The sequence below is a fragment of the Microtetraspora fusca genome, assembly GCF_001570365.1.
GTDB lineage: Bacteria > Actinomycetota > Actinomycetes > Streptosporangiales > Streptosporangiaceae > Microtetraspora > Microtetraspora fusca.
In genome coordinates, this window is record NZ_BBYK01000039.1 from 399276 (window position 1) to 423389 (window position 24114).

The 24114-nt window shown below is 70.3% G+C and carries 22 protein-coding genes, 1 tRNA gene and 1 riboswitch; of the genes, 10 read left to right on the forward strand and 13 right to left on the reverse strand.

Features of this window, described 5'->3' with window-relative positions; all coding sequences use genetic code 11:
* Positions 1-164: 164 nt before the first annotated feature.
* The 7 genes from pknB to AWQ68_RS04985 form a co-directional block, all read right to left on the reverse strand.
* Positions 165-2024: a Stk1 family PASTA domain-containing Ser/Thr kinase gene (pknB, locus tag AWQ68_RS04955; protein ID WP_066935248.1), complete on the reverse strand. Its 1860-nt coding sequence runs from the start codon at positions 2022-2024 to the stop codon at positions 165-167.
* 67 nt (positions 2025-2091) lie between these two features.
* Positions 2092-3537 carry a serine/threonine-protein kinase gene (locus AWQ68_RS04960; RefSeq protein WP_066935251.1) on the reverse strand — a complete coding sequence of 482 codons (1446 nt, stop codon included), beginning with the start codon at positions 3535-3537 and terminating at the stop codon, positions 2092-2094.
* Positions 3534-4994, reverse strand: a complete 1461-nt coding sequence (locus tag AWQ68_RS04965; protein WP_066935254.1) for a peptidoglycan D,D-transpeptidase FtsI family protein — start codon at positions 4992-4994, stop codon at positions 3534-3536. The genes AWQ68_RS04960 and AWQ68_RS04965 overlap by 4 nt, the downstream gene beginning before the upstream one ends.
* Positions 4991-6331 (reverse strand): FtsW/RodA/SpoVE family cell cycle protein, encoded by a 1341-nt coding sequence (locus AWQ68_RS04970; protein WP_066935257.1) that lies wholly within the window; start codon positions 6329-6331, stop codon positions 4991-4993. Before AWQ68_RS04970 ends, AWQ68_RS04965 begins: the two co-directional genes overlap by 4 nt.
* A gap of 26 nt (positions 6332-6357) precedes the next feature.
* Complete coding sequence (locus AWQ68_RS04975) at positions 6358-7638, reverse strand: Stp1/IreP family PP2C-type Ser/Thr phosphatase (RefSeq protein WP_066935260.1); 1281 nt, start codon at positions 7636-7638, stop codon at positions 6358-6360.
* Positions 7635-8099 (reverse strand): FHA domain-containing protein FhaB/FipA, encoded by a 465-nt coding sequence (locus AWQ68_RS04980; protein WP_066935263.1) that lies wholly within the window; start codon positions 8097-8099, stop codon positions 7635-7637. The genes AWQ68_RS04975 and AWQ68_RS04980 overlap by 4 nt, the downstream gene beginning before the upstream one ends.
* Before the next feature lie 17 nt (positions 8100-8116).
* Entirely contained in the window at positions 8117-8857 is a 741-nt protein-coding gene (locus AWQ68_RS04985; protein WP_066935650.1) for an FHA domain-containing protein, read from the reverse strand.
* 106 nt (positions 8858-8963) lie between these two features.
* Between AWQ68_RS04985 and AWQ68_RS04990 the strand changes: the two genes are divergently transcribed.
* Both AWQ68_RS04990 and AWQ68_RS04995 read left to right on the forward strand, forming a co-directional pair.
* Positions 8964-9049 (forward strand) — tRNA-Leu (locus tag AWQ68_RS04990).
* Between the two features lie 254 nt (positions 9050-9303).
* Positions 9304-10446 (forward strand): MFS transporter, encoded by a 1143-nt coding sequence (locus AWQ68_RS04995; protein ID WP_066935266.1) that lies wholly within the window; start codon positions 9304-9306, stop codon positions 10444-10446.
* On the opposite strand, the gene AWQ68_RS05000 is transcribed toward AWQ68_RS04995, so the two are convergent.
* Both AWQ68_RS05000 and AWQ68_RS05005 read right to left on the reverse strand, forming a co-directional pair.
* Complete coding sequence (locus AWQ68_RS05000) at positions 10435-11439, reverse strand: hemolysin family protein (protein ID WP_066935269.1); 1005 nt, start codon at positions 11437-11439, stop codon at positions 10435-10437. The genes AWQ68_RS04995 and AWQ68_RS05000 overlap by 12 nt on opposite strands.
* Positions 11436-12878 (reverse strand): hemolysin family protein, encoded by a 1443-nt coding sequence (locus AWQ68_RS05005; RefSeq protein ID WP_084463676.1) that lies wholly within the window; start codon positions 12876-12878, stop codon positions 11436-11438. The genes AWQ68_RS05000 and AWQ68_RS05005 overlap by 4 nt, the downstream gene beginning before the upstream one ends.
* Positions 12879-13142: 264 nt before the next feature.
* Between AWQ68_RS05005 and AWQ68_RS05010 the strand changes: the two genes are divergently transcribed.
* Positions 13143-14366, forward strand: a complete 1224-nt coding sequence (locus AWQ68_RS05010) for an LCP family protein (RefSeq protein ID WP_245655743.1) — start codon at positions 13143-13145, stop codon at positions 14364-14366.
* Between the two features lie 57 nt (positions 14367-14423).
* Here the strand turns inward: AWQ68_RS05010 and AWQ68_RS05015 are convergent, their stop codons facing one another.
* A complete protein-coding gene (locus tag AWQ68_RS05015) occupies positions 14424-15065 on the reverse strand; it encodes a GOLPH3/VPS74 family protein (RefSeq protein WP_245655759.1) in 642 nt (213 codons plus the stop codon).
* A 114-nt stretch (positions 15066-15179) separates the two neighbouring features.
* On the opposite strand from AWQ68_RS05015, the gene AWQ68_RS05020 reads away from it, so the two are divergent.
* From AWQ68_RS05020 to AWQ68_RS05030, 3 genes are all read left to right on the forward strand, one after another.
* Positions 15180-15779, forward strand: a complete 600-nt coding sequence (locus AWQ68_RS05020; RefSeq protein WP_066935273.1) for a TenA family protein — start codon at positions 15180-15182, stop codon at positions 15777-15779.
* A 64-nt stretch (positions 15780-15843) separates the two neighbouring features.
* Complete coding sequence (locus AWQ68_RS05025) at positions 15844-16722, forward strand: Fpg/Nei family DNA glycosylase (protein ID WP_066935276.1); 879 nt, start codon at positions 15844-15846, stop codon at positions 16720-16722.
* Between the two features lie 188 nt (positions 16723-16910).
* On the forward strand, positions 16911-17588 hold the full coding sequence (locus AWQ68_RS05030; RefSeq protein WP_066935279.1) for a permease prefix domain 1-containing protein: 678 nt from the start codon (positions 16911-16913) through the stop codon (positions 17586-17588).
* A gap of 15 nt (positions 17589-17603) precedes the next feature.
* On the opposite strand, the gene AWQ68_RS05035 is transcribed toward AWQ68_RS05030, so the two are convergent.
* Entirely contained in the window at positions 17604-17930 is a 327-nt protein-coding gene (locus tag AWQ68_RS05035) for a helix-turn-helix transcriptional regulator (protein ID WP_157544917.1), read from the reverse strand.
* Between the two features lie 94 nt (positions 17931-18024).
* On the opposite strand from AWQ68_RS05035, the gene AWQ68_RS05040 reads away from it, so the two are divergent.
* The 4 genes from AWQ68_RS05040 (at position 18025) to AWQ68_RS05055 (ending at position 21996) form a co-directional block, all read left to right on the forward strand.
* The gene (locus AWQ68_RS05040; protein ID WP_066935282.1) at positions 18025-19224 is read left to right on the forward strand and encodes a cytochrome ubiquinol oxidase subunit I; all 1200 of its coding nucleotides are present in this window, start codon (positions 18025-18027) and stop codon (positions 19222-19224) included.
* A 9-nt stretch (positions 19225-19233) separates the two neighbouring features.
* Positions 19234-19992 carry a cytochrome d ubiquinol oxidase subunit II gene (locus tag AWQ68_RS05045; protein ID WP_066935285.1) on the forward strand — a complete coding sequence of 253 codons (759 nt, stop codon included), beginning with the start codon at positions 19234-19236 and terminating at the stop codon, positions 19990-19992.
* Between the two features lie 107 nt (positions 19993-20099).
* Positions 20100-20429, forward strand: coding sequence for a rhodanese-like domain-containing protein (locus tag AWQ68_RS05050; RefSeq protein WP_066935287.1), 330 nt, complete (start codon positions 20100-20102; stop codon positions 20427-20429).
* A 106-nt stretch (positions 20430-20535) separates the two neighbouring features.
* A riboswitch (TPP riboswitch) is annotated at positions 20536-20657 on the forward strand.
* On the forward strand, positions 20647-21996 hold the full coding sequence (locus AWQ68_RS05055) for a purine-cytosine permease family protein (RefSeq protein ID WP_066935290.1): 1350 nt from the start codon (positions 20647-20649) through the stop codon (positions 21994-21996). (Overlaps the previous riboswitch by 11 nt.)
* Positions 21997-22047: 51 nt before the next feature.
* On the opposite strand, the gene AWQ68_RS05060 is transcribed toward AWQ68_RS05055, so the two are convergent.
* Positions 22048-23346: a lipase family protein gene (locus tag AWQ68_RS05060; protein ID WP_157544919.1), complete on the reverse strand. Its 1299-nt coding sequence runs from the start codon at positions 23344-23346 to the stop codon at positions 22048-22050.
* Between the two features lie 189 nt (positions 23347-23535).
* Positions 23536-24099, reverse strand: coding sequence for a methylated-DNA--[protein]-cysteine S-methyltransferase (locus AWQ68_RS05065; protein ID WP_066935296.1), 564 nt, complete (start codon positions 24097-24099; stop codon positions 23536-23538).
* Between the last annotated feature and the right edge of the window lie 15 nt (positions 24100-24114).

Genomic DNA, 24114 nt, shown 5'->3' on the forward strand with positions numbered 1-24114 from the left:
CCCTCCCCACCTTCCCCGGACGGCAGCGATCGCCCGCAGCGCCCGTTTTCCACATTCCAACCGCGGTCGTCGGCCGGGGCGGCGCGAAAAAGAGGCCCGCTCGGATGAGCGGGCCTCTTCTCGTGCGTTACGCGATGCCGGACGGCGTCAGTTGCCGGACGGCGTCAGTTGCCGAACGGGTTGTCGCCGTCGGGCAGGTCGATGCCGCCGTCGTCACCGCCGCCGTTGTCCACCGGCGGCTCGGTGACCTGGTCGCTCGGTGTGTTGTTCGGCTGCGGTTGCTGCTGGTTGGGACCAGTGGAGACCGTCAGCGTGATCGTCGTGCCGGACTGGAGCTTGGCCCCGGCGCCCGGAGTCTGGTCGATCACGTTTCCTGCGGGAACGATGTCGCTCGCCCGCTTGGAGACGTTGACGGGGAAGCCCGCGCCTTCCAGCGTCGCTTTGGCGTCCTTGAGAGTGAGGCCGATCACGCTGGGGACCTCGATGGCCTCCTTCGGCAGGTAGAGCCGCACCGAGCTGTTCTTGGCGACCTCCTTGCCCGCCTTGGGACTGGTCTCGAAGACCTTGCCCTGCGGCTGGCTGGACGGCTTGTCCACCCTGCTGGCCTTGAGACCCAACGCGTCCAGCTCGGCCTTGGCCTCCTCGTACGTCTTGCCGACGAGGTCGGGGACCTCGACCAGCTCGGGCCCCTTGGAGACGGTGACGGTGACCGCCGAGTTCGGGGCGACCTCCGTGCCGCCGATCGGGTCGGTGCTGATCACCACGCCCTTCTCGACCTCGTCGCTGAACTCCTCCTTGAACGTGGGCTTGAGACCCTGGTCCCCCAGGGCCTTCTCGGCCGCCTGCTTGGTCTGGCCCACCACGGTCGCGACCTTGAGGGTTTCATCAGCGCCGGAGTTGGAGCTCAGGAACTTGTACCCGATGCCGACGAACGCGCCGATCACCAGCAGCGGGACCAGGATCCACGCGGCGGTCTTCAGCGCGGTGTTCCCGCTCTTGCTGCGCCTGCGGCCGTCGTACCGGCCGCCGTCGCGCTCCTCGGGCCCGTAGTCGTACTGCGGGATCGCCCGGGTGCCCTGTGCCGCGTTCATCTGGCCGCCCGCGCTGGTCATGGTGCGGGTGCGGTCGGCCGGGCCGTACGAGCCGTGGTTGGTGGCCATCGCCATCGTCTGCGGATCGACCGGCATGCCGGACATCACGCGCTGGATGTCCGCGCGCATCTCGGTCGCGCTCTGGTAGCGGTTGGCCGGGTCCTTGGCCATGGCCTTGAGGACGATCGCGTCGGCCCACTGGGGGATCTCGGGGTCGATCCCGGAGGGCGGGATCGGGTCCTCACGCACGTGCTGGTACGCGATCGCGACCGGCGAGTCGCCGGTGAAGGGCGGCTGCCCGGTCAGCAGCTCGTACAGCACGCAGCCGGTGGAGTAGATGTCGCTGCGGGCGTCCACACGCTCGCCGCGGGCCTGCTCCGGCGAAAGGTACTGCGCGGTGCCGATCACCTGGGCGGTCTGTGTCATGGTGGCCGCGGAGTCGGCCATCGCTCGGGCGATGCCGAAGTCCATGACCTTGACCTCGCCGCTGAGCGTCAACATGATGTTCGCCGGCTTGATGTCCCGGTGGACGATGCCACCGCGGTGGCTGTAGTCCAGCGCCCGCAGGATGCCGTCGATCAGCTCCATCGCCCGCTCGGGAAGCAGCCGCCGGTCCGCGCGCAGCAGGTCGCGCAGCGTCCGTCCGTCCACGAACTCCATCACGATGTACGGCACGGGCGTGCTGTCCATCATGTCCTCGCCCGTGTCGTACACGGCGATGATCGACGGGTGGTTCAGCGAGGCCGCCGACTGAGCCTCCCGGCGGAACCTCGCCTGGAAGGTGGGGTCCCTGGCAAGGTCCGAGCGGAGCGTCTTGATCGCGACAACACGGTCCAGCCGGAGATCCCGGGCGCGATACACCTCGGCCATGCCGCCACGCCCGACGACACCGTCGAGTTCATAGCGACCACCGAGAAGCCGAGGCTGAGTCATTTCCTGCACTGTCCCTTGCCGTTCATCTTGGGGTGCCGCCGGTGTCCATCATCGACCCCTTTTCGCATCACGTCTCCGTATTAGACGAGTTAGCGGGAGTTGGGGAGGGTGTGGAAGGTTGAATCTCACTTGGCGTCGGGGTGGGTGTGGGGGTGGGTGTCGGGGTTCTCTGCGGGGTGTGCGTCGGGGATGGCGTCGGCCTCCGAGTGGGCGAAGCCGACGTGCTAACGGTAGCCGACGCCGAAGGGGTCGGCCGGGTTGACGTCGGCCGCGGACGGGGTGGCGGCGCCGTCGGGACGACTGACCTGGGCGGACGCGGAGCGGGGCGTTGGACCGTCGGAGTCGGGTCGGTGACCAAGGTCGCGCCGCCCTCCGGCGGACGCGGTGTCTGCATGCCGCGTACCACGAGGGCGCCGAGGCCGACGGCCGCCGCGCACCCCGCCGTGGCGAAGACCACAGTCGTGACCCGGTTGCGACGGCGCCTCGCGGTGGCACGCCGCGGCGCCTGCGGCTCGGTGGCCGGGTGGGCCGGCCGTTCCGGACCGGCCGACCTGGCGGGTGGAGCCGGCCGAGAGGCCGGAGACGCGCTCATCGGCGGGGTCGCGGGGCCGCCACCGGAGGAGGCGCCGGAAGCCCTGCCCACCGCGAACCAGGCGGGGTCGGTCAGCGTCCCCAGCATGACGGTGTGCGCGCCGGTCAGCGACTCGCGTATCGCGACGGCCCGCTCGGCCAGTTCGCGCGTCCCGGCCGGGCGAGCCTGCGGGTCCTTCGCCAGCATGGCGAGGACCAGCTCGCGCACGGGCGCGGGCACCGAGGCGGGCAGCGGCGGCGGCGCGTCGTACAGGTGGTGCAGGGCGATCGCGACCTGGGTCTCGCCGTCGAAGGGCGGATGCCCGGCCAGGCACTCGTACGCGACGACGCCGAGGGAGTAGACGTCGGTGGCCGGGGTCAGCCGCTCGCCGGACGCCTGCTCAGGGCTGACGTACTGGGCGGTGCCGAGCACGACGCCGCTCTGGGTCACCGGGGCGGCTTCCAGAGCCCGTGCGATGCCGAAGTCGGTCACCTTGACGGTCCCGGCCTCGGTGACGAGCAGGTTGCCCGGTTTGATGTCGCGGTGGATGATCCCCGCCCGGTGCGCGGACTGCAGCGCCTTGGCCACCTGCCCGACCACGTCGAGCGTGATCTCCGGGCTGAGCGTGCCGTGGCGGCTCAGGATGCCGGACAGCGGCTCGCCCGACACCAGCTCCATGATGAGATAGGCGACCCCGTCGCTCTCGCCGTAGTCGAAGACCTGGGCGACCCCCGGGTCGGTCAGACCCGCGGTGATGCGCGCCTCGTTCCGGAACCGCTCACGGAAGGCCGGATCGGCGGCCATGTGCTGCCGCAGCAGCTTCACCGCCACCTCGCGGCCGAGAAGCTGGTCCGTGGCCTGCCACACCTCGCCCATGCCGCCCGCGGCGATGCGGGACGTCAGGCGATAACGGCCGCCTAGAACGGGGTTGCCCGATGTCACTGACCGAGCACCGCCTGCATGACGTCGTGCGCGATCGGGGCCGCGATGGCGCCACCGGTCGCGTCGTTGCCCGCGCTGCCGGACTCGACGAAGACCGCGACCGCGACCTTCGGGTCCTCGGCGGGGGCGAACGAGATGAACCACGCGTGCGACGGCTTGCCAGGGGCGGTCTCCGCGGTTCCGGTCTTGCCGGCGACCGTGGTGTTCGGCAGGGCGGCGGCCCGGCCGGTGCCGTTCCGCACCACATTGATCATCATCGTGGTGAGCTGGGCCGCGACCTCGGGGGTCACCGCCTCGCTCATCTCTTCGGGGCTGGTGGTGTCGATCTCGCCGCCGTCCGGGCCGGTGATCTTGTTGACCAGGTACGGCTTCATGACCGTGCCCCGGTTCGCGATGCCGGCCGCGACCATCGCCATCTGCAGCGGGGTCATCTGGTTGTCGCGCTGCCCGATGGCGGTCATGGCGAGGGCGGCCTTGCCATCGTCCTTACCGATGTCGCTCTTCGTGACGCTCAGTGGGATGCTCAGCGGGGTGCCGACGCCGAACTTCTCGGCCTGCTCCTTTAGCTTGTCGTACCCCATCTCCATCGCGACGTCGGCGAACGGCGTGTTGCAGGAGATCGTGTACGCGGCCAGCAGCGTCGCCCGGCCGCCGCAGGACTCGCCGTGGTAGTTCGGCAGCGAGATGTTCGTGCCGGGCAGCGGCAGCGCGTCCGGCGCGTTCACCATCGTGTTCACGTCACGCGACCGGTCGTCCATCAGGAACGCCGCCGACGTGACCGTCTTGAACGTCGAGCCCGGCGCGTACGTGAGGCCGATCGCCCGGTTGAGCAGCGGCTTGTTCGTCTTGTCCGCGTCGAGCTTGTTGTACGCCTTGTTGACCGAGTCCTTGTTGGCCACCGCCAGCGGGTTCGGGTCGTACGAGGGCACGGACACCATCGTCAGCACCGCGCCCGTCTTGGGGTCGAGGGCGACGACCGCGCCGCGCTTCCCGGTGTTCGCCAGGTCCTTGTACGCGACCTTCTGCGCCTTGGCGTTCAGCGTGAGGTCGACGTTGGCGCCCTTGTGCGGCTTGCCGCTGATCAGGTCGATGGCGCGGCGCACCACCAGGTCGGGGTGGCTGCCGTCGAGGTAGCGGCCCTCGGCCCCCTCGATGCCCGAGGAACTCTCCGGCGCGAAGTAGCCGACGACGTGCGCGAACGCCTTGCCCTCGGGATACTTCCGATCGAACCGGAACTTGGTGTCGCCGGTGTCCACGCTCTTGGCCAGGACGACCTTGCCGTTGTCCGAGGTGATCCACCCGCGGTCCACGGAGTACCGCGCGTAGAAGGAGCGCACGTTCCGGGAGTCCGTCCGCAGGTCCTCCGCCTTGACCGCGCCAAGGTAGGTCACGTTGGCCATGAGCAGGCCGAACATCAGAAAGCAGGCGACCGCGACGCGCTTGAGTGGGCTGTTCATCGCTGCATCACCTGAGTGAGTCCTTCGTCCTGGATCGCCTGCGGCGGGGGCTTGCGCGCCGCGTCTGACATGCGTACCAGCAGGGCGATAAGCATCCAGTTAGCGAGCAGGGCCGAACCGCCCGCCGACATGAAGGGGGTGACCAGGCCGGTCAGCGGGATCAGCCGGGTCACGCCGCCGACGATGATGAACACCTGCCAGGCCAGGATGAAGGACAGACCGCCCGCGAGAAGCTTGGAGAACGGGTCGCGGGCCGCGAGCGACGTGCGCAGGCCCCGCTCGACGATCAGCGCGTAGACCATGAGGAGCGCCATCAGGCCGGTGAGGCCCAGTTCCTCGCCCGTGGCGGTGAAGATGAAGTCGGAGAACGACAGCGGGATCGGATTCGGGTGTCCCTGGCCGAGCCCGGTGCCGAGGATGCCGCCGGAGCCGATCGCGAACAGCCCCTGCATGAGCTGGAAACTGGAGCCCTCGAAGAGGGCGGGGTCGTCCGCGTGCAGCCAGATGTTGAACCGGAGCTCGACGTGGCTGAAGATCTGCCCGGCCAGCACCGCGCCGCCGACGAACAGCAGGGCGCCGATGAGCACCCACGAGGTGCGCTGGGTCGCGATGTAGAGCATCGCGATGAAGGCGCCGAACAGCAGCAGCGAGCTGCCGAGGTCCTTCTGCATGACGAGGACGCCCAGGCTGACGGCCCACGTGATGAGGACGGGGCCGAGGTCGCGGGCGCGCGGCAGGTCGATGAAGAGCAGGCGGCGCCCGGCGAGGGCGAGCACGTCCCGCTTGGCGACGAGGTAGCCGGCGAAGAAGACGACCAGCGTGATCTTGGCGAACTCGGACGGCTGGATGGAGAAGGGGCCGATGCCCACCCAGATGCGGGCGCCGTTGATCTCCTTGCCGACGAACGGCAGCAGCGGGAGCAGCAGCAACGCGAGGCCGGCGAAGCCCGCCGTGTATGTGAGGCGCTGCAAGGCGCGATGGTCCTTCAACACGATCAATGTCGCGGAGAACATCACGACGCCGAGCGCCGTCCACATGAGCTGGGTGGTGGCCGAGGCTCCGGGCTGGCCGGCCTGCTCGATCCGGTAGATCATCACCAGACCGATGCCGTTGACCAGGGTCACCAGCGGGAGAAGCAGAGGGTCGGCCCACGGCGCCCACTTGGCGAGCACGAGATAGGCCGCGAGCATGAGCGCGCCCAGGCCGAGGCCGTAGGTCAGCATGCCGGCGGGGATCTGGCCGTCGATGCCGAGACCCACACCGGCGTACGCGCACATGACGACGACCACGGCGAAGGCGAGCATGGCGAGCTGCGCCCCGCGCCGCTTCGCGGTCATGGGGACGGGGGTGGCTTCCGCTGAACTCACTTACCGGATCCCGGGGACGGTGACGAGGACACGGTCGCCTGCGGCGGGGTCTCGCCGCTGAAATTCTTTATGGTCTTTATCCCGGCCGCGAGATCGTCGACCGGGATGCCGCTGCGTATCTGGTCCTGCTGGGCCGCGCTGAGCGAGGAGACCGGTACGTCGTCGGTGTAGGCGACCTTCTTGAAGGAAACAGGGCCCAGTTCCGCGTCGACGCCGCGGAAGACCACGAGCTGGTCTCCGTCGGCGCCGACGTAGTACTGGTCCTGAGTCCACTCATAGCCGAAATAGCCGCCGAGCCCGAGCACGGCGGCGACAACCACGAATGAGGTGACCCGAAAGGGCCAGACCCGACGTTTCTTGGCCCGGCGGCCGGAGGCCTGAGCCTCCGGCGCGGGGTTGTCGTCGAGGTCCTCGTCCACGATGACCGGTTGGGGCGCGGTCGCCGTGGAGGCCCGGCCGGGCGGGGTGTCCGGAGGGCCGCCCGATCGCAGCCGCCCGGAGCCCGCCGCCCCGACCACGGCCGCCGCGTACATCGGCGGCTGGACGTCGTCCACCTCGATCACGTCGGCGACCACGCAGGTGATGTTGTCCGGCCCGCCGCCCCTGTTGGCCAGGTCGATGAGCTGCCGGACGACGTCCTCGGGGTCGTCCACCGTGCTGAGGGTGTGGTGCAGGGTCTCGGCGCTGACCACCGCGGACAGGCCGTCCGAGCACAGCAGGTACCGGTCGCCCACCTGGGCCTCCCGGTCCTGCAGGTCGGGATCGACCTCTCCGCTGCCGTCGAGCGCGCGCAGCAGGATCGAGCGTTGCGGGTGGTTGGCGGCCTCTTCCAGCGTGATGCGGCCGTCGTCCACCAGCGACTGCACGAGCGTGTGGTCGTGGGTGATCTGATACAGCTCCTCGTTGCGCAGCATGTACGCACGGGAGTCACCGACATGGATCAGGGCGAACCTCGCGCCGCTCCAAAGCATCGCGGTCAGCGTGGTGCCCATGCCCTTGAGGCTCGGGTCCCGGGCGACCATCGCGTGCAGCTGACGGTTCGCCTCCCGGACCGCCGCGTCGATGTCGCTGAGCAGGTCACCCCCGAAGGCGTCCCTTGCGTGGTCGAGGGACGACATTGCGGCGATGGCGACCGAGCTGGCCACCTCGCCGTGTGCGTGCCCGCCCATGCCGTCGGCGACGGCCAGCAGGCGACCGCTCGCGTACGCCGAGTCCTCGTTTCCTTCGCGGAGGAGGCCGACGTCCGAGCGGGCGGCGTAGCGGAGTGCGATTGTCATTTGCGCAATTCGATGACGGTCTTGCCGATGCGGATCGGAACTCCGAGGGGCACCGGCGTCGGGCGGGTCACTTTGGAGCGGTCAAGGTACGTGCCGTTGGTCGAACCGAGGTCTTCCACGATCCACTGGCCGTCCTGTGGGAAGAGCCGGGCGTGCCGGCTCGAAGCGTAGTCGTCGCTCAGCACCAGCGTGGCGTCAGTCGCCCTGCCGATGGTGATCGGTGTCTCCGTGAGGTCGATGACGGTCCCTTGAAGGGGGCCACCCGTGACGACCATCTGACGTGGTTCCCCCCTCTTGGGTTTGGACACTGGTTTCGGGGCCTTGGCTGGTTTCCGTGCCGGCGCGGGAGCCGTACGCGGACCGAACAAGTCTGTCCGGATCACGCCGACCGCGGCAATCACAAAGAACCACAGCAGCGCCAGGAAGGCGAGCCGGATCAGCAGCAGCGTGAGCTCGGACATGGACCGTCTGTCTACCTCTAATCTCGCCGGAACACCAGGGTCGTGCGCCCCAATGTCACCCTCGTCCCGTCCTGCATCTCGATCCTGCGGATCGGCTGGCCGTTGACGAAGGTGCCGTTCGTGGACCCCAGATCGACAAGTACGACCTGCTGCCCTTCAACACGTAGTTCGGCATGATGCCGTGATACGCCCGGATCGACCAGTCGAAGATCACAATCGGTGCCGCGGCCGAGCAGCGTCACCGGAGTGGTCAGCTCGTACGAACGCTGGCCCTGCGGGTCGTCCTGGGTGGAAACGAGCAGCCGGGGGCGGCCGCCGAACATCCCCGAGCGCGCGGGAGGCGTGTCGCTGACCGGCTGACGGATCTCGTCCTGCTCCACCGTCGCGCCGCGGATGACGCCCGACCGGATCCTGAACAGCCCGACCGCGAGGTCGTCGGCGGTCTCGAAACGCACCCGGACAGGTCCTACGAATGAGTACCCCTGTTCCTTGGCGTACTCCCTGGCGAGGTTTGCCAGCTCGTGGCCGATGCTGTCGGCGTACACCTCCAGCCGCTCGCTGTCGGTCGTGGACAGCTCCACCACGAAGTCGTTCGGTACGAGCGTGCGACCCTGAGCGACGATCGCGGCCCGCTCGTCCATCTCTCGCTGGACGGCGCTGGCGACCTCGACCGGCTGAAGGTCAGACTTGAACGCCCGTGCAAAGGCCCCCTCAACCAAGCCTTCGAGCCTGCGCTCGAAGCGCTGAAGGACTCCCACCGGGTACCTCCCTTCCTCCATCGTCTAGAGGGATCGTATCCGGGTTCGGTAGTAGCGGCGGATACGTGCTAACCTTTCCAGGCACCCAGCGATGGGGCACCCGCTAGGGCAAGTGGCGGAATGGCAGACGCGCACGGTTCAGGTCCGTGTGTCCGAAAGGACGTGGGGGTTCAACTCCCCCCTTGCCCACCAACGACAGACCTTGGTCGGTCGGAAGCCGAGCTTCCCGCCCCAGGGTCTTTTCGTTTTTTCCGGGTTCCTGCGGTCCTCCGTGGCATGGTCGAGCCTCCTTTCGAATTCGCCGAGCCTGCCGGATGCGCATGATCGAATTCTCCGGAGTGCCGCTTTCGATCTGCTTGCAGGCGGATGATCAGCGTTCTTTGCTATCTGTCTCACCATGCGGTCGAAGATGTCTTGTTGATTGAGATAGTCCTTATGCTGCCGACATGGGGACTCCGAATCGCTGGACCATGCTGGGCCTCGGCGTGGCCGCCCAGGCGGCGGGCTGCGTGTTCATGTACGGCCTGCCGTTCCTTCTGCCGGCCTTCCAGGAGGAGAAGGGGCTGACGCTGGCCGAGGCGGGGCTGCTCGTGGGCGCTCCGAGTGCGGGCATGCTGTTCACGCTGATCGCCTGGGGCTGGGTCGCCGACCGGTACGGCGAGCGGCTCGCGATGACCGCCGGTCTCGGCCTGGCGGGCGGATTCCTCGTCGCCGCCGCGTTCGCCGCCCATCCCGGCGTGCTGGCGGCGCTGCTGGCGCTCGCCGGCGCGTCAGGGGCGTCGGCGAACGCGTCCAGCGGGCGGGTGGTCCTCGGCTGGTTCCCCAAGGAGCGGCGCGGCTTCGCCATGGGTTTGCGGCAGGCGGCGCAGCCGCTCGGCGTCGCGGTGGCCGGGCTCGTCACCCCCGCGGTGGCGCACGTCACCGCCGCGCTTCTCGTCATGGCCGCGATCTGCCTGGTCACGGCGGTCGCCGTCGGCCTGATGGTGGTGGACCCGCCCCGGCCGCCCGCGGCGCAGGGGACGCGCACCTCGTCGCCGTACACGGCGGCGGCCCTGTGGCGGGTACACGGCGCGAGCATGCTGCTCGTCGTCCCGCAGTTCGTGACGGCGGGGTTCGCCGTCACCTACCTGGTGTCCGAGCGGCACTGGGATCTTGGCACCGCGGCGAGGGTGGTGGCGCTGGCCCAGTTCGCCGGCGCGGCCGGGCGCCTCCTGTGCGGCCGCTGGTCGGATCTGGTCGGCAGCCGGGTGGGCCCGATGCGGCGGCTGGCTCTGGTCAACGGGGCGGCGATGATCCTCCTGGCGGGGGCCGTACAGGCCGGAAACGGCCTCAGTGCCGCTCTTCTGCTGGCCGCCCTGGTGATTTCGATGAGCGGCAACGGACTGGCCTTCACGGCCGTCTCAGAGCTCGCGGGGGCGTTCTGGGCCGGCCGCGCACTGGGCGCGCAGAACACCGCGCAGAACCTCGTCGCGGCCGCGACCCCGGGGGTGATGGGACTGTTCATCTCCGGTTCCGGGTTCGCGGCCGCCTTCGCCGTGGCGGGGGCGCTCGCCGTCGCCGCCGCCGCGGCGACGCCGTCAGGAGGTTAGGAGCTGGCCGATGAGGGCGGGCAGGCTGACCACCCCGACGATCATGCCGCTCTCGTCGGTCACCAGGCCGATCTGGGCATGGGCCTCCTGAAGAACGGCCACCGCGTCCGAGATGCTGGTGCTCGCGGTGAGCCGGGGAACGGGCGTGGCCAGCTCCTCGGGACGCCGTCCCGGCTGCATGAGCGTGTCGCGCACGTGCAGCACGCCCACGACGGACTCCGGCGAGACGACCAGCATCCGCAGGTCGCCGGTGGCCGCCACGGTGTCCCGTACGACCTGGTCGTCGGCGCCGGCGGGGACGGTGGCGGCGTGCTCGATCGGCACCATGAGCCGCTCCACCGGCTGCAGGTGGACGCGCAGCGCTCGGGTGAGCAGGTTGTGCTCGTCCCGGTCGAGCATGCCCATCCGGCCCGACTCGGCGACGAGCAGGGCGAGCTGGTGCGGCGTGCGGGTCGTCGCGAGCTCGTCCTTCGGGTGGACCTTGAACAGGCGGAGCAGCCCGTTGGTCATGCCGTTCAGCGCCGAGAGGACCGGGCGTACCAGCCACGCGAAGCCGCGGAACGGCAGTGCCAGGCCCATCGCCGCCTTCTCCGGGTGGGTGAGCGCCCAGGACTTGGGTGCCATCTCCCCCACGACCATGTGCAGGAAGGTCACCAGCGTGAGGGCGATCACGTACGCGACGGGCGTGCGCGCGGTCTCGGGCAGCAGGACGAGGACCGGTTCGAGCAGGTGCTCGATGGCAGGCTCGGCCACCATGCCGAGCCCGAGCGAGCACAGCGTGATGCCGAGCTGCGCACCGGCCAGCATGATCGAGAGTTCGCGCGCGCCGCGTACGGCCATGCGTGCGGTGACCTTGGTGAACCGGCCGCCGGAGGCGGCGAGTTCCTCAAGCCGGTGCCGCTTGGCCGACACGACCGCGAACTCGGCGGCGACGAAGAAGCCGTTGGCCGCGAGCAGGACGACGCCGAGGAGAATGGCCGCTATCTCGTTCACGCGGACCGATCCCCCTGAAGCAGGGCCGAGAACAGGCCGGGAGCGTAGTCCCTGTGGTGGCGACGGGTGGCGTGCTCCCTCTCAGGCTCCTCCTCCGCCTCGGGGAGAGCCTCGTCCTGGAGCGAGAGCCGCACCCAGCCGGGGACCCGGCGCTGCAGCGACAGGACGGTGATGGCGGCGAGCTTCTCGTCCGCCTCCGCGAAGGGGTCGGCGTCCTGCTCGACCGGGACGGTGACCTCGTCGCCCGGCTCGGTCATCCGGCCGAGGGACGCGAGGACCAGGCCGGCCACGGTCTCGTAGTCCTCGCTCTCGGGGAGCCGGACGCCCGTGGCGCGTTCGACCTCGTCGAGCCTGAGTGTGGCGGGCACATTCCAGGAGCCGTCCGTGTTGGGGATCACGCCGAGGGGTTCGGGGTCGTTCTCGTCCACCAGCTCGCCGACGAGTTCCTCGGCGAGGTCCTCGACGGTGACGATCCCGGCCAGGCCGCCGTACTCGTCGATGACGCACGCGAACCTGTCGTCCGCGGCGGCGCGCAGCCGCTGGAGCACCGCGGGCAGCGGCAGCGTCGCGGGCACGAGCACCGGCGCACGCATGATCGCGGTCACCGGGTCGTCGTCGGACACGCCGGCCTTGAGCAGCTCGGGGAGGCCGGTGACGCCCACGACGTCGTCGCCGTCGGCGCCGAGCACCGGGTAGCGCGAGTGGCCGTGGTCGCGTACGGCGTCGAGCAGGTCGCGGACGCGGCGGTCGGCGCGGAGCGAGATGACGCGCGGCCGCGGGACCATCACGTCCTCGGCCGTGCGGTCGCCGAAGGAGAGCGCCCGTTCGAGCAGCTCGGCCAGGCGGGGCGGCAGCTCGCCCGCGGCGGCGGACTCGGCCACGATGCGGGACAGCTCCTCGGGGGTGGCGCCGTGCTCCAGCTCCTCGACGGGCTCGATGCCGACGAGCCGTACGAGCCGGGCCGCGGCCGAGTCGAACAGGTGGATCACGGGGCCGGCGACCTTCAGATAGATCAGCGTGGGCCGGGCCAGGAACTTCGCGACGGTTTCCGGCCGGGCGATGCCAAGGTTCTTCGGCGCGAGCTCGCCGAGGATCATCTGGACGATCGTGGCGACGGTGATGCCCGCCGCCACGGACAGGCCGGGCACGACGGCGGCCGGGACACCCGCGTTCTGCAGGGGGTCGCGGATGACGTCGGAGATGGCCGGCTGGGCGATGAAGCCCACCAGAAGGGTGGTGACGGTGATCCCGAGCTGGGCGCCGGAGAGCATGAACGAGAGACGACCGGTCACCTCAAGAGCGCGCTGGGCGGCCGCGTCGTCTTTCTCCTCGCGGAGGACCGTCCGGTCCGCGGCGACGAACGCGAACTCCTGCGCGACGAAGAATCCGGTCAGAAGAGTGAGGACCAATACGGCCAGGAGGCCGAGGGCGATGCTCATCGGGCGCCTGCCCGGGGGCGGTAAGATCCCGTGCCTGAGCACGGGCAGGTACTCCACGAGTCCGAAGCGGACACGACCGTCCTTTCGTGTAGGGGTCTACCACCGTAACGGCTGAATGTGCCGGAGTGTTTCCCCCAATGCCTTTATTGAGCTCTTAGGGCTCTTCTGGGTACGTTCCAGGGGAAACCTTGGTGTCGTGCCCGCGCTCTCTTGGGTTTACGGCGTGGATTCCGGCAGTAACGCTGAGCGGCAGGGGGAGAAGACGTGGGCCAGGACGACGACCCGACAAGGGCCATCCGCACGCCCGGCGCCGCCCGGCCGCCCGTCCCCGGCATCCCGCCCGGCGGCCGTCCGGCGCAGCCCGTGGGAGGAGCGGGGACGCCGCCCGGCCAGGAGCGGGCGTCGTCGTCCGCCTCGCGCGGCCGCGTGTACGGCAAGCCGCGATCGGGAACGAGCCCGGTCCGCCCGCTGCACGGCGCCGGGGGCGACGGTGGCGGCGCGGGCGACCGCACGGTCGAGGGCCGCCCCAGGAAGCCCAGGCGGATCGGCCGGACCATCGTCATGGTCGTCGCGGGCCTGCTGGTGGTGCTCATCGTCGCCGCCGTAGCCGTGTATTTCATGATCAATTCCAAGCTGCGGCCGGTGGAGTCGCTGTCCGACTACTCGGGACGGCCCGCGGCCACGCCCGGCCAGGACTGGCTCCTCGTCGGCTCGGACAGCCGCGAGGGCCTGACCCGGGCGCAGCGCAAGAAGCTGGCCACCGGCAAGGCGGTCGGCAAGCGCACCGACACGATGATGCTGCTGCACATCCCCGAGGGGGACGGGCGGCCCACCCTGGTCAGCCTCCCCCGCGACTCGTACGTGCCGATCGAGGGGCACGGCAGCGACAAGCTCAACGCCGCGTACGCCTTCGGAGGGCCGGAGCTGCTCACCAAGACGGTCGAGCGGGTCACCGGCATCAGGATCGACCACTACATGGAGATCGGTTTCGGCGGGTTCGTCGGCGTCGTCGACGCGATCGGTGGCGTCAACATCTGCGTGAAGCAGAACATCGAGGACTCCAAGGCCGGCATCAACCTGAAGAAGGGCTGCCAGGACATGGACGGGGGCACCGCCCTGGGCTATGTCCGGACCCGGAAGACCGGCGCGATCCCGGACTTCGAGCGGACCCAGCGGCAGCGCCAGTTCTTCGCGGCCGTGGTGCAGAAGGCGGCGGCCCCCGGCACCCTCCTCAACCCGTTCAAGTCGGTGCCGCTGGGCCTGAGCGCCGCCGAGTCGGTGTCCGTCGACCCCGGGTCCGGCCTGTTCGACCTGCTGTCGGTCGGCCTCGCGATGAAGGACGGCCCGATCGCCACCGGCGTCCCGACCAGCGGGTTCCCCACGATCAACGGCGCCTCGGTCGTCAAGTGGGACACCGCGAAGGCCAACCGTCTCTTCGAGGCGCTGGCCCAGGACAAGCCCGCGCCGAAGGACACGATCACCAAGTAACCGCGGGCCCCGCGAGGGGCCCGAGACCGGCGTGAAGTCGCTGGGCGACGCGGGCGGTCAGCTGGTGGCGACCACGGTCGCGGCGACGGCTCCCGCGGTGACGGCGGCGTAAATGGACGCGATCGTCTTCCGCACCGCCGCGCCCGCCCACTCGCCCTCGGCGATCTCCTTGATCCGCTGCCGCGAGGCGTCGGGGAACGCCTTGCGGTCGAGCTTGGCCGCATGCAGCACGGCGATGAGGACCCCGGTGCGCTCGTCCGGAGTGGCGCCGTCGAGGACGCTCTGGACCCGGTGCCGGACCTCACGCTCCGGAGTGGGGTCGAGCTCGGGGTAGCGGGTCGAGGGGAAGATCCCGAGGATCTTCGTCTGCTCCTCGGACAGGACGCCACGCTCGGCGAGGCGGGACAGCAGGCGGCCCCGAAGCTTGCGGGAGTCGAGCTTGCCCACCCACCACTCGGGCCTGCGCTGCCTGGGCTCCCCGGCGATGCGGGCCAGGGCCGCGTCCAGCTCGGCGTCGCCCAGCGGACTGGCGTCCTTCGCCACGACGTCCTTGCCGTCGAGGTCGATGCGGTTGTTCACCGCCAGTTCGGCCAGTACGGCGCCGCCGATCGCCGCGTCCAGCTCGATCGAGCCGATCTGCGGCTTGCCGGTGTCCTCGCGGTAGGCGAGGAGCAGGATTTCCTCGGCGATCGTCATCATCACGTCTCGACCCTACGGGCCGGCCTGGCCGGACGCGCGGCCGGATATTCCGGACAGTGGGCCGGGCCCGGCGGCGGCCGGCCTCGCCGCGAATATGGGTAAGAATGACCACTTATGGGGATCTCTCAGGAACTGCACGTCATCGGTCGCCCGCTGCTGGAGGCCCAGCTCGCGCATCCCACCGTGCGCGGCATCGCCCGCGGCGACCTGCCCGAAGAGGTCTTCCGCTCGTGGCTGGAGCAGGACTACCTGTACCTCGTCGACTACGTCCGGGTTTTCTCCCGGCTGGCGTGGCAGGCCCCTGACGCCCACCTCGGCACGCTGGTCGATCTCGCGTACTCGACCTGGCACGAGGAGCTGGACCTGCACCGGTCGCTCTCCGCCGAGTTCGGCGCGGACCTGGGCGGCGCCCAGAAGGGGCCCGCCTGCGTCGCGTACACGGCGTTCCTGCTGGAGTCGGCCGCCGACTACGGCAACGGCCTGGCCGCGCTCTATCCGTGCATGTGGGGGTACTCGTCCCTGGGGCGGATCCTGGCGGAGAACCCGCCGGCCGAGCCGCGCTACAAGGCGTGGGTGGACACCTACGCCGACCCCGCCTTCGCCGCGCTCTCCGACCGCATCGCCCAGATGATCGACGACGTGCGTCCGGACCGCGCCGAGGAGTTCTTCCTTGAGGGGATGCGGCACGAGCTGGCCTTCTGGGACGTGCCGTAGCGTCTGTCCACAGCCTGTGGACGAATGGCGGGTGACGCCTGGGGGTGACCGGTAATGTGAGGTCATGCCGGAGCTTCCCGAGGTGGAGGCGCTCGCCGAGTTCCTCCGCGAGCGCGCCGTGGGCCGCGTGATCGCCGCTGTGGACGTGGTCGCCTTCCAGGCGTTGAAGACCGTCGACCCGCCGGTCACCGCGCTGGGCGGGCTGACCGTGACCGGGGTCGCCCGGCACGGCAAGTTCCTCGACCTCGACTGCGACGGCACGCATCTCGTCACGCACCTCGCCCGCGGCGGATGGCTGCGCTGGAGGGACGACCTCTCGGGCGCGAAGCCGGTCCGCCCAGGCAAGGGCCCGCTCGCGGTCCGGGTGCGGCTCGCCCCCGACGGCGACGGCGAGGCCCCCGGGTTCGAGCTCACCGAGGCGGGTACGCAGAAGCGGCTCGCGGTCTACGTGGTGCGCGATCCCGCCGACGTCCCCGGGATCGCGAGCCTGGGGCCCGACCCGCTGGCCGCCGACTTCACGCCCGAGGCGCTCGGGGCGATCGTGGATGGCAGCCGCACCCAGATCAAGGGGTTGCTCCGCGACCAGAAGGTGATCGCGGGCATCGGCAACGCGTACTCCGACGAGGTGCTGCACGTGGCCCGGATGTCGCCGTTCAAGATCGCGGGAACGCTGACGGAGGCGCAGGTGGCCGAGCTGCACGAGGCGATCGTGACCACGCTGCGCGACGCCGTCGAGAGGGCCAGGGGACTGGCCGCGAAAGACCTCAAGGCCGAGAAGAAGTCGGGTCTGCGCGTGCACGGGCGCACCGGCGAGAAGTGCGAGGTGTGCGGGGACACGATCAGAGAGGTGTCGTTCGCCGACTCCTCCCTGCAGTACTGCCCGACCTGTCAGACCGGCGGCAAGCCCCTCGCCGACCGCCGCCTGTCCAAACTGCTGAAGTAGCGACGCGGGGCCGCCGGGCGCGGAGAAGCCGGGGAGCGGGTCAGGGTTCTCCCTGATTTGTCACAGCGCCGTTCCGGGTGAAGATGGAGGCGTCCCGCAACCGCCGCGCGGGCGCGGGACACCAAGCGGGACAGACCATGGGGACGCGCCATGGGCGCACCGCGCGTGGCGCACCGACTGGGGACGGAATGGCGAGCACGAGTGTCATCGACGACTACGTGACCGGGCTGGGCCGTTCCCTGCGCGGCCCCCTGCGGGCCAAGCGTGACCTGCTCGCCGAGGCGCGCGACGGCCTGGTCGACGCCACCGAGGCGCTGGAGGCCGACGGCCTTCCCCGGCCGGACGCCGAGCGGCTGGCGGTCGAGGAGTTCGGCCCGATCGCCCAGATCGCTCCCGCGTACCAGGAGGAACTCGCGGTCGGGCAGGGACGCCGGACGGCGCTGCTGCTGTTCCTCGGCGTCCCCTTCATCGCGCTCGTGTGGAGCGTGATCTGGCGGGTCTTCCCGGTGGATCCCGTAACGGAGATGGCCCGGTGGCCGGGCTGGTTCCATCCGGTGTCCCGGATCGTTGACTACTCCCAGCTCGCCGTCGGCCTGCTCGCCGCGGCGGCGCTCCTCGTCTTCGGGCCGGCACGGCGTCGGCTCGCCCGGCCCTGGCTGGTGACCCGCGCGCTGGGCGTCCTCGTCTGGGTGGAGGTGCCCCTGGTGGGCGCGCTGTCGCTCATGCTGTCCATGTCGGCCTCGCTCGACGGCTTCTCGTCGTATCCGCCCGGCGTCGCGGCGACGCTGCTCAGTTGGACGTTCATGCTGTGGCAGCTCTACAGCGCGACCCGCTGCCTGATCTTCACGCCGCGCTCGACCGCCTGATCGCGGCCCGGCCGGTCATCGGGGGCGCGGCTCCAGGACGCTGCCGATCGCGGCGGTGAACTCGCGCCAGGCCGACCGCTCGCCGGCGAGAGCCGTACGGCCTGTGTCGGTGAGCCGGTACGTGCGGCGCTTGCGCCCGCCGACGGTCGCCCACTCGCCGGCGAGGTAGCCGGCGCGTTCCAGCCTCCGCAGCGCGGGATAGACGGTACCGGTCGGGACGGCGAGCGCTCCACCGCTGCGTTCCTGAAGCGCCTCGATGATCGCGTAGCCGTGCAGGGGCTCGTGTTCGAGCACGGAGAGCAGCAGGGCGTCCATGTGCCCATGGAGCGCGTTGGTGTTCACGGCCTCACCCTATTCCCTGATTCCCTGTGTCGTTCTTGTCATCCTACATGTAGTCTCTCTATATGTAGAGAGGCATAACCAAAGGGGTGAGAACATGGATGTGCTTGATCTGGCACGGGCGCAGTTCGCGGTGACGGGGGTCCTGCACTTCCTGTTCGTCGTGCTCACTCTGGGACTGGCCCCCCTTGTCGCGATCATGCAGACGCGCCACGTCATCACCGGAAAGCCGGTCTTGGAGCGGATGGCCCGCTTCTGGGGCCAGATCTACGTGATCAACTACGCGCTGGGCGTCTTCACCGGCCTCGTGATGGAGTTCCAGTTCGGGCTGAGCTGGAGCGGGCTCTCCCGGTACGCCGGAGACGTCTTCGGCGCGCCGCTCGCGGTCGAGACGATGGGCGCCTTCTTCCTGGAGTCCACCTTCCTCGGCCTGTGGATCTTCGGCTGGGGGCGGCTGCCCCGGTGGCTCCACCTGGCCTGCATCTGGCTGGTCACCCTGACGGCGTACGCGTCCGCGTACTGGGTCCTGGTCGCGAACTCGTTCCTGCAGAACCCGGCGGGGGCCGAGGTACGCGGCGACCACCTCGTGCTGACCGACTTCGGCGCGCTGCTCACCAACCCCACGCTGGTGTTCGCGCTTCCCCACGTGCTCGGCGCCGGGCTGTTCACCGGCAGCTCCGTCATCATCGGGGCCAGCGCGTACCAGCTCTTCCGCCGCACCCGCGAGTGGGAGTTCTTCGTCCGCTCGCTGCGGGTCGGCGTGGTGGGGGCGCTCGTCGGCATCCTGGTCACGGTGGGCTTCGGCTTCGCCCAGTTCGGCCCGGTCGGGCAGATCCAGCCGGGCAAGTTCCGGGGGGCGGCCGTCGGCACGTCGCTGGGATTCATGATCCTCATCGGCGAGCTGGCCTTGTTCGGTGTGCTGTTCGTCCTGACCCCGCTGCTCTTCCGCGACTGGCTGGCCCGCTGGCGGTGGATCCACCCGCTGCTCATGCTCGTGACCCCGATGCCGTTCATCGCGGCGATCCTCGGCTGGCTGGTCCGCGAGATCGGCCGACAGCCGTGGATCGTGTACGGCCGGTTGACCGTGAAGGACGCCATGTCGCCCGGGCTCACCCCCGGCATGATCACCGCGTCCTTCGTCGCCTTCACCGCCGTGCTCGGCCTGCTCGCCGTGATCGACTACGTGCTCATCGCCCGCACGGTACGGCGCGGCCCGGCCGCGGCGACCCTCGGCGCTCCCGGCCAGCCCGACCCCGCCGCGCCTTCTAGCCCCTGCCACCCCCAGGCCGCCTTCTAGGAGACCACGATGGACATCCTCTGGCTCGGCGTGTTCGCGCTGCTGCTGATCGGCTATTTCGCCCTGGAGGGCTTCGACATCGGCATCGGGATGCTGCTGCCCGTGCTGGGCCGTACGCGGGAGGAGCGCGACCGGCTGGTGGCGGGCATGGCGCCGTTCGTCCTGGCCGGCGAGGTGTGGCTGGTCGCGGTGGCGGGCGTGCTGTTCGGCGCGTTCCCGCACCTGGAGGGCGAGACGTTGTTCGCCCTGTATCCGCTGGTCGTCGGGCTGCTCGTGTCCTGGGTGATCCGCGACGCCGGGCTGTGGTTCCGGCGCAGGCTCGACGGCCGGGCCTGGCGGGCGTTCTGGGGCGGCGCGCTCTGCGCCGGCTCGTACGGGCTGGCCCTCACCTGGGGGCTGGCCCTGGCCGCCCTCGTCCAGGGCGGTCCGGTGCTCACCCCGCTCGGGGTGGGCTACGCGGCGGTGGTCGTCGGAGTGTTCGCGATCCACGGGCGCAGGTTCGCCGCGTGGCGGGCGGGTGGGCCGGGCCGTACCGGCCGGGCGCTGCTCGGCTCCGCGGCCTTGGCGGCGGTGCCGGTGGCGGTGCCGCTGGCCGTCGCCGCCCCGTGGCTGCTCGACCACGTGGCCCCGTCGGGCACGCTGCGCGTGCTCACGCTGGTGATCCTGCCGTGCGTGCCGGTCATGGTCGCGGCCCAGGTCTGGGTGTGGCGCGCCTTCGGCCGCCGCGCCCGGGCGGGCGTCGGTGCCCGTGTCCCGTCGTTCTTCTGACCGCTCGCAGGTTCTTGCCGTCGTGGCGAGCCCGTACATGGTGGCCGGATTCTGCCGGGAGCTCCCGGATGGCGGAGCGTGCCCTCCAACGCGGCACGGCTGGGAAAATGGACGGTATGACGTTCTCTGAGATCGACGTGAAATCCCTGCCGGACGGGGCGTACCTGCTCGACGTTCGCGAGCCGGGCGAATGGCGGGCCGGGCACGCGCCGGACGCGTGCCACATCCCCCTTGGCGAGTTGCAGGGCCGGGTCGGCGAGCTGCCGGACGGCCCGATCTATGTGATCTGCCGGGTCGGCGGTCGCTCCGCCCACGCGGCCGCCTGGCTCAACCACATCGGCCGCGAGGCCATCAACGTGGACGGCGGCATGCAGTCGTGGGCCGCCGCCGGCCTTCCCATGGTGAACGAGGACGGAGGGACGCCGTTCGTGGCCTGAGTTGTGCCGTGCTTATTGGCCGCGCCTTCGGCGCGGCGGGCTCGGGGCGCCGCCAACGGGTGGGCATTGGACATTTCGCCCATCAATGTCATAATCCGGGGCGACAACTCGATACCGCGGGAGCTCGGGCGTAACCGGGCTGAGAGGGCGGCTCCTTGAGAGGCGCGCCGCCGACCGCATGAACCTGTCCGGATAATGCCGGCGTAGGGAGCGTGTGATGGCGCCTGCCGTCTTCGACGATGTGGAAGCCCCCCTCACCCTCGAGGAGGAGGCTCCGAAAACCCTCGGAGTCCTCGACCAGGGCGCCTTCTGGGCCAACCTCGGCGTCAGCCTCCTCGGCTTCTCGGGGGCGCTGTTCCTCCTCGACCCGCTGGGCGGCAAGCCGCTGACCTTCACCGGGGCCATCGTGGCGGCGGTCGTCGGCAGCCTGATCGGCACCGCCATGGTCGGGCTCGCCGCCATCCCCGGGGCGCGCACCGGGCAGCCCGCGATGGTGCTGCTCAGGGGGCTGTTCGGCGCGCGACTGTCGTACGCGCCGACCGTGCTCAACATCGTCCAGCTCCTCGGGTGGGGGGCGTTCGAGCTCTGGGTGGTCGCCACCGGCGCCGAGGCGATCTTCGGCGACGCGGTGCCGTACGGGGTCTGGGTGGTCGCGGCCGGGGTGCTGACCATCGCGCTGACGATCCGCCCCCTCGGCGCGCTCCGGCTGCTCAGGCGGTACGTCACGGTCGGCGTGATCGTCTCGATGGTGTGGCTGTCGGTCGCGCTGTTCAGCCGCGGGCCGTCGCTGGGCGCGGGGTCGTGGGACGCGTTCGCGCCCGCCGTCGACTACGTGATCGCGCTGTCGGTCTCGTGGGTGCCGGTCGCGGCCGACTACGCCCGGCACTCGCGGTCGAGCTCGGGCGCCTTCGCCGGCATCGTCGGCGGCTACACCGTGGCCCAGGTGGCCTGTCTGGCGCTCGGCATCGCGGCCCTCGCCCTGGTCGGTAACGACGCCGAGAAGGTCTGGGAGCCGTTCGTCGCGGCGCCGCTCGGCGCCCTCTTCTTCGGCATCCTGGTGCTGCGCGAGGTGGACCAGTCGTTCGCCAACGTCTATTCCACGTCCGTCTCGATCCAGAACTTCGCGCCCCGCGTGGACCGGCGGATCATCTCGGTGGCGATCGGCGTCCTGACCATCGCCATCGCCCTCTTCGCCGACGTGAACTCGTACGGCGCGTTCCTCAGCGTGATCGGCGCGGTGTTCGTCCCGATGTTCGCCGTACTCGCCGTGGACTACTTCCTGCTCGGCGGGGCGGCGCGGTGGAACATGGCGCAGAACGCGCCGCTGCGCTGGCTGACCCTGCCCCCGTGGGTTCTCGGCTTCGCCGCGTACTGGATCGTCACGGTCACCCCGACGGTCGCGTGGTGGGACGGCATGTGGGCGCGGGTCCGGGACGCGGTCGGGTTCGTCCACCAGCCGTGGATGAACGCCGCGCTGGCCGCGTTCCTGGTGTCGGCCCTGACGATGCTCGCGGCCGGCCTGCTCGCCCGCCTGTCCGCCACCCGGTCCGTACGGCACGGCCGCTGAACGCCCGCCGGGGCTCCGGGCGGCATCCGCCCGGAGCCCCGGCACGATCGATCAGTCGCCGAACTCGTTCTGCACGCCAGGCGGGGTGAGAGCCGAGACGTAGTGGTGTGGCAGATGGTCGTCGATCGAGTGGACGGCGGGGAGCGACCGGGCGGCCGGGAACGCGCGGGCCACGAACGCCGGCGCGGTGATCGCGATGCCCAACAGGTGCGGCAACTGCCCGGCATGATGTCCGGCGATTCGCCACACGCCCGCCCGGCCCGGCAGGTGCGCCTCTGGACGGCGGAGCGCACCCGCCATGATGTTGTGGAAGTGCGGGATCTCGTAGCGGTACTCCCGGCCGAAGTGCCGGAAGGGTCCCGATGCCGCGGGCGGGAGGTGCGGAACGACGTCCCGGTCGAAGATGTAGCGGACGACGTTCTCGCGGAGGAAGTCGTCACGGTCGCACGCCTCGGCGAACCGCCTGTCGCCGATCATGGGTTGGCCGTACGTGTAGACGGCGCGCAGGCGGTCGCCGAGCGCCTCCCGGTACTTCTGCTCCCGCCGGATCATCACGCCCATGAGCGCGGCCATCGCGCCGCCGTGGCCGTGCCCGGTGATGTAGAGGGCCTCAAGCCGCCCGTCCACGCGCCCGAGGTCGATCCCCGGGGAGCCGTTCGGCCGCGAGGCGCGCACCGAGTGGCGGTCGGAGGCGCTCCGTAGGGCGTTCATGACCTCGTACCTGGTCGCCCGCACGTTGCGGTAGAAGCCCGCGTGGACGGTGGCCGACGGATGGCAGGCCCGGTACGCGATCCGTTCGGGCTCGCGGTCCGTTTCGGCCAGCCGGTGGGCGAAGTCGAGCGGTTCGTCGCCCCGGTAACAGAGAATGCCGACCCGGCCGCTCTTGCTCTGGACGAGAAAAGCGGTCGAATGAATTCCCATGGCGTCCACGGACGCCTGGACCATTCGGCACTGGTTGTCTTCCAGCCCCATTCTCGCCATGATCATCGAGACCGTCTCCGGTCCGGAATAGGCGTAGGCCGCGCACGTGGCCATGACGTGCGCGATTTCCGGGTCGGGGTGCTCGGCGGCGTGCAACAGCCGCTGTTCCAGATCCTTGTATACGGGGAATCCCGAGGTTTCCCGCGTGCCGTAGGGCCGCAGTTCCTCGTAGGTGGGGGCCTTCGCGTCGCGGGTCCACAGGCCGCCGATCTCCAGGGTGTCCCGCAGCCGCTCCTCCCATTCCAGGGAGCGGAAGTCGCCTGTCGCCCTGGACGCGGCGGGCATTTTCCCGGTGCTCGCCTGCTCGGCCGTGGAGGGAACCGACTTCTCCGCCTGGCGGGTATTCCGCGCGGTGTCCACATTCGCCATGCCGTACACCTTCCGGTCTTCCGGTGACGTGATTTCAGGCGGTGATTTCGACCAATTTCCCGGGTGCCATGAAAAACCGGAACGGCTTGTGCCGTCCCGCGTGGAGCGTGCCCGTGGGTCCCGCCTGCCCCTCACAATTTCCACGACAAAGCGGGACAAATCCCTGCAACTCGCAAACACATTTCCAGGTCAGGCGAGGGCGCCCTCCAGGCGGAGCAACTCCTCCTTCGCCGAGGGTCCTCCGGCGTACCCGCCGAGCACGCCGGGCGCCTCGATCGCGCGGTGGCAGGGGACGAGCAGGCACACCGGGTTCGCGACGAGCGCGTTGGCGATCGCGCGGAGCGCCTGCGGCCGCCCGATCCGCTCCGCGATGTCCCGATAAGTCGTGACATGTCCGTATGGCACAGCGGTCATCATCTGGACGACGGTCCGCCCGAACGCGGAGACGAGCTGGAGGTCCACGGGCGAGGAGAAGGTCCGCAGCCGTCCCCCGAAGTACGCGTCGAGCTCCCGGCGCACCGGATCGAGGCGGCGCGGATCGGGGCCGATGAACGAGCTGACGTCCCGGTGGATGCGGCCGTAGACGGCGTGCTCGTCCTCGTAGCTGCACGCCAGGACGCCGCGCCCGGTGGCGGCGAGCGTGAGGCGGCCCACGGGGGTGTCCACGGTGCCGAAGGCGACCTCGGGCGGGGACTCCCCCACGTATCCCCGCGCGGTCACTCGCAGCAGGGCTTCGAGGTCGGCTGTGGACATGCGCCCCACTTCCTC

Excerpts from the sequence above, each read along its gene's own strand:
- AWQ68_RS05060 (WP_157544919.1), bottom strand. The coding sequence starts at position 23,346 with ATGGCGAATGTGGACACCGCGCGGAATACCCGCCAGGCGGAGAAGTCG.
- AWQ68_RS05040 (WP_066935282.1), top strand. The coding sequence starts at position 18,025 with ATGGATGTGCTTGATCTGGCACGGGCGCAGTTCGCGGTGACGGGGGTC.
- pknB (WP_066935248.1), bottom strand. The coding sequence starts at position 2,024 with ATGACTCAGCCTCGGCTTCTCGGTGGTCGCTATGAACTCGACGGTGTC.
- AWQ68_RS05045 (WP_066935285.1), top strand. The coding sequence starts at position 19,234 with ATGGACATCCTCTGGCTCGGCGTGTTCGCGCTGCTGCTGATCGGCTAT.
- AWQ68_RS05050 (WP_066935287.1), top strand. The coding sequence starts at position 20,100 with ATGGACGGTATGACGTTCTCTGAGATCGACGTGAAATCCCTGCCGGAC.
- AWQ68_RS05015 (WP_245655759.1), bottom strand. The coding sequence starts at position 15,065 with ATGATGACGATCGCCGAGGAAATCCTGCTCCTCGCCTACCGCGAGGAC.
- AWQ68_RS04995 (WP_066935266.1), top strand. The coding sequence starts at position 9,304 with ATGGGGACTCCGAATCGCTGGACCATGCTGGGCCTCGGCGTGGCCGCC.
- AWQ68_RS05055 (WP_066935290.1), top strand. The coding sequence starts at position 20,647 with ATGGCGCCTGCCGTCTTCGACGATGTGGAAGCCCCCCTCACCCTCGAG.
- AWQ68_RS05030 (WP_066935279.1), top strand. The coding sequence starts at position 16,911 with ATGGCGAGCACGAGTGTCATCGACGACTACGTGACCGGGCTGGGCCGT.
- AWQ68_RS05020 (WP_066935273.1), top strand. The coding sequence starts at position 15,180 with ATGGGGATCTCTCAGGAACTGCACGTCATCGGTCGCCCGCTGCTGGAG.
- AWQ68_RS04965 (WP_066935254.1), bottom strand. The coding sequence starts at position 4,994 with ATGAACAGCCCACTCAAGCGCGTCGCGGTCGCCTGCTTTCTGATGTTC.
- AWQ68_RS05065 (WP_066935296.1), bottom strand. The coding sequence starts at position 24,099 with ATGTCCACAGCCGACCTCGAAGCCCTGCTGCGAGTGACCGCGCGGGGA.
- AWQ68_RS04975 (WP_066935260.1), bottom strand. The coding sequence starts at position 7,638 with ATGACAATCGCACTCCGCTACGCCGCCCGCTCGGACGTCGGCCTCCTC.
- AWQ68_RS05025 (WP_066935276.1), top strand. The coding sequence starts at position 15,844 with ATGCCGGAGCTTCCCGAGGTGGAGGCGCTCGCCGAGTTCCTCCGCGAG.
- AWQ68_RS05005 (WP_084463676.1), bottom strand. The coding sequence starts at position 12,878 with ATGAGCATCGCCCTCGGCCTCCTGGCCGTATTGGTCCTCACTCTTCTG.
- AWQ68_RS04970 (WP_066935257.1), bottom strand. The coding sequence starts at position 6,331 with ATGACCGCGAAGCGGCGCGGGGCGCAGCTCGCCATGCTCGCCTTCGCC.
- AWQ68_RS04980 (WP_066935263.1), bottom strand. The coding sequence starts at position 8,099 with ATGTCCGAGCTCACGCTGCTGCTGATCCGGCTCGCCTTCCTGGCGCTG.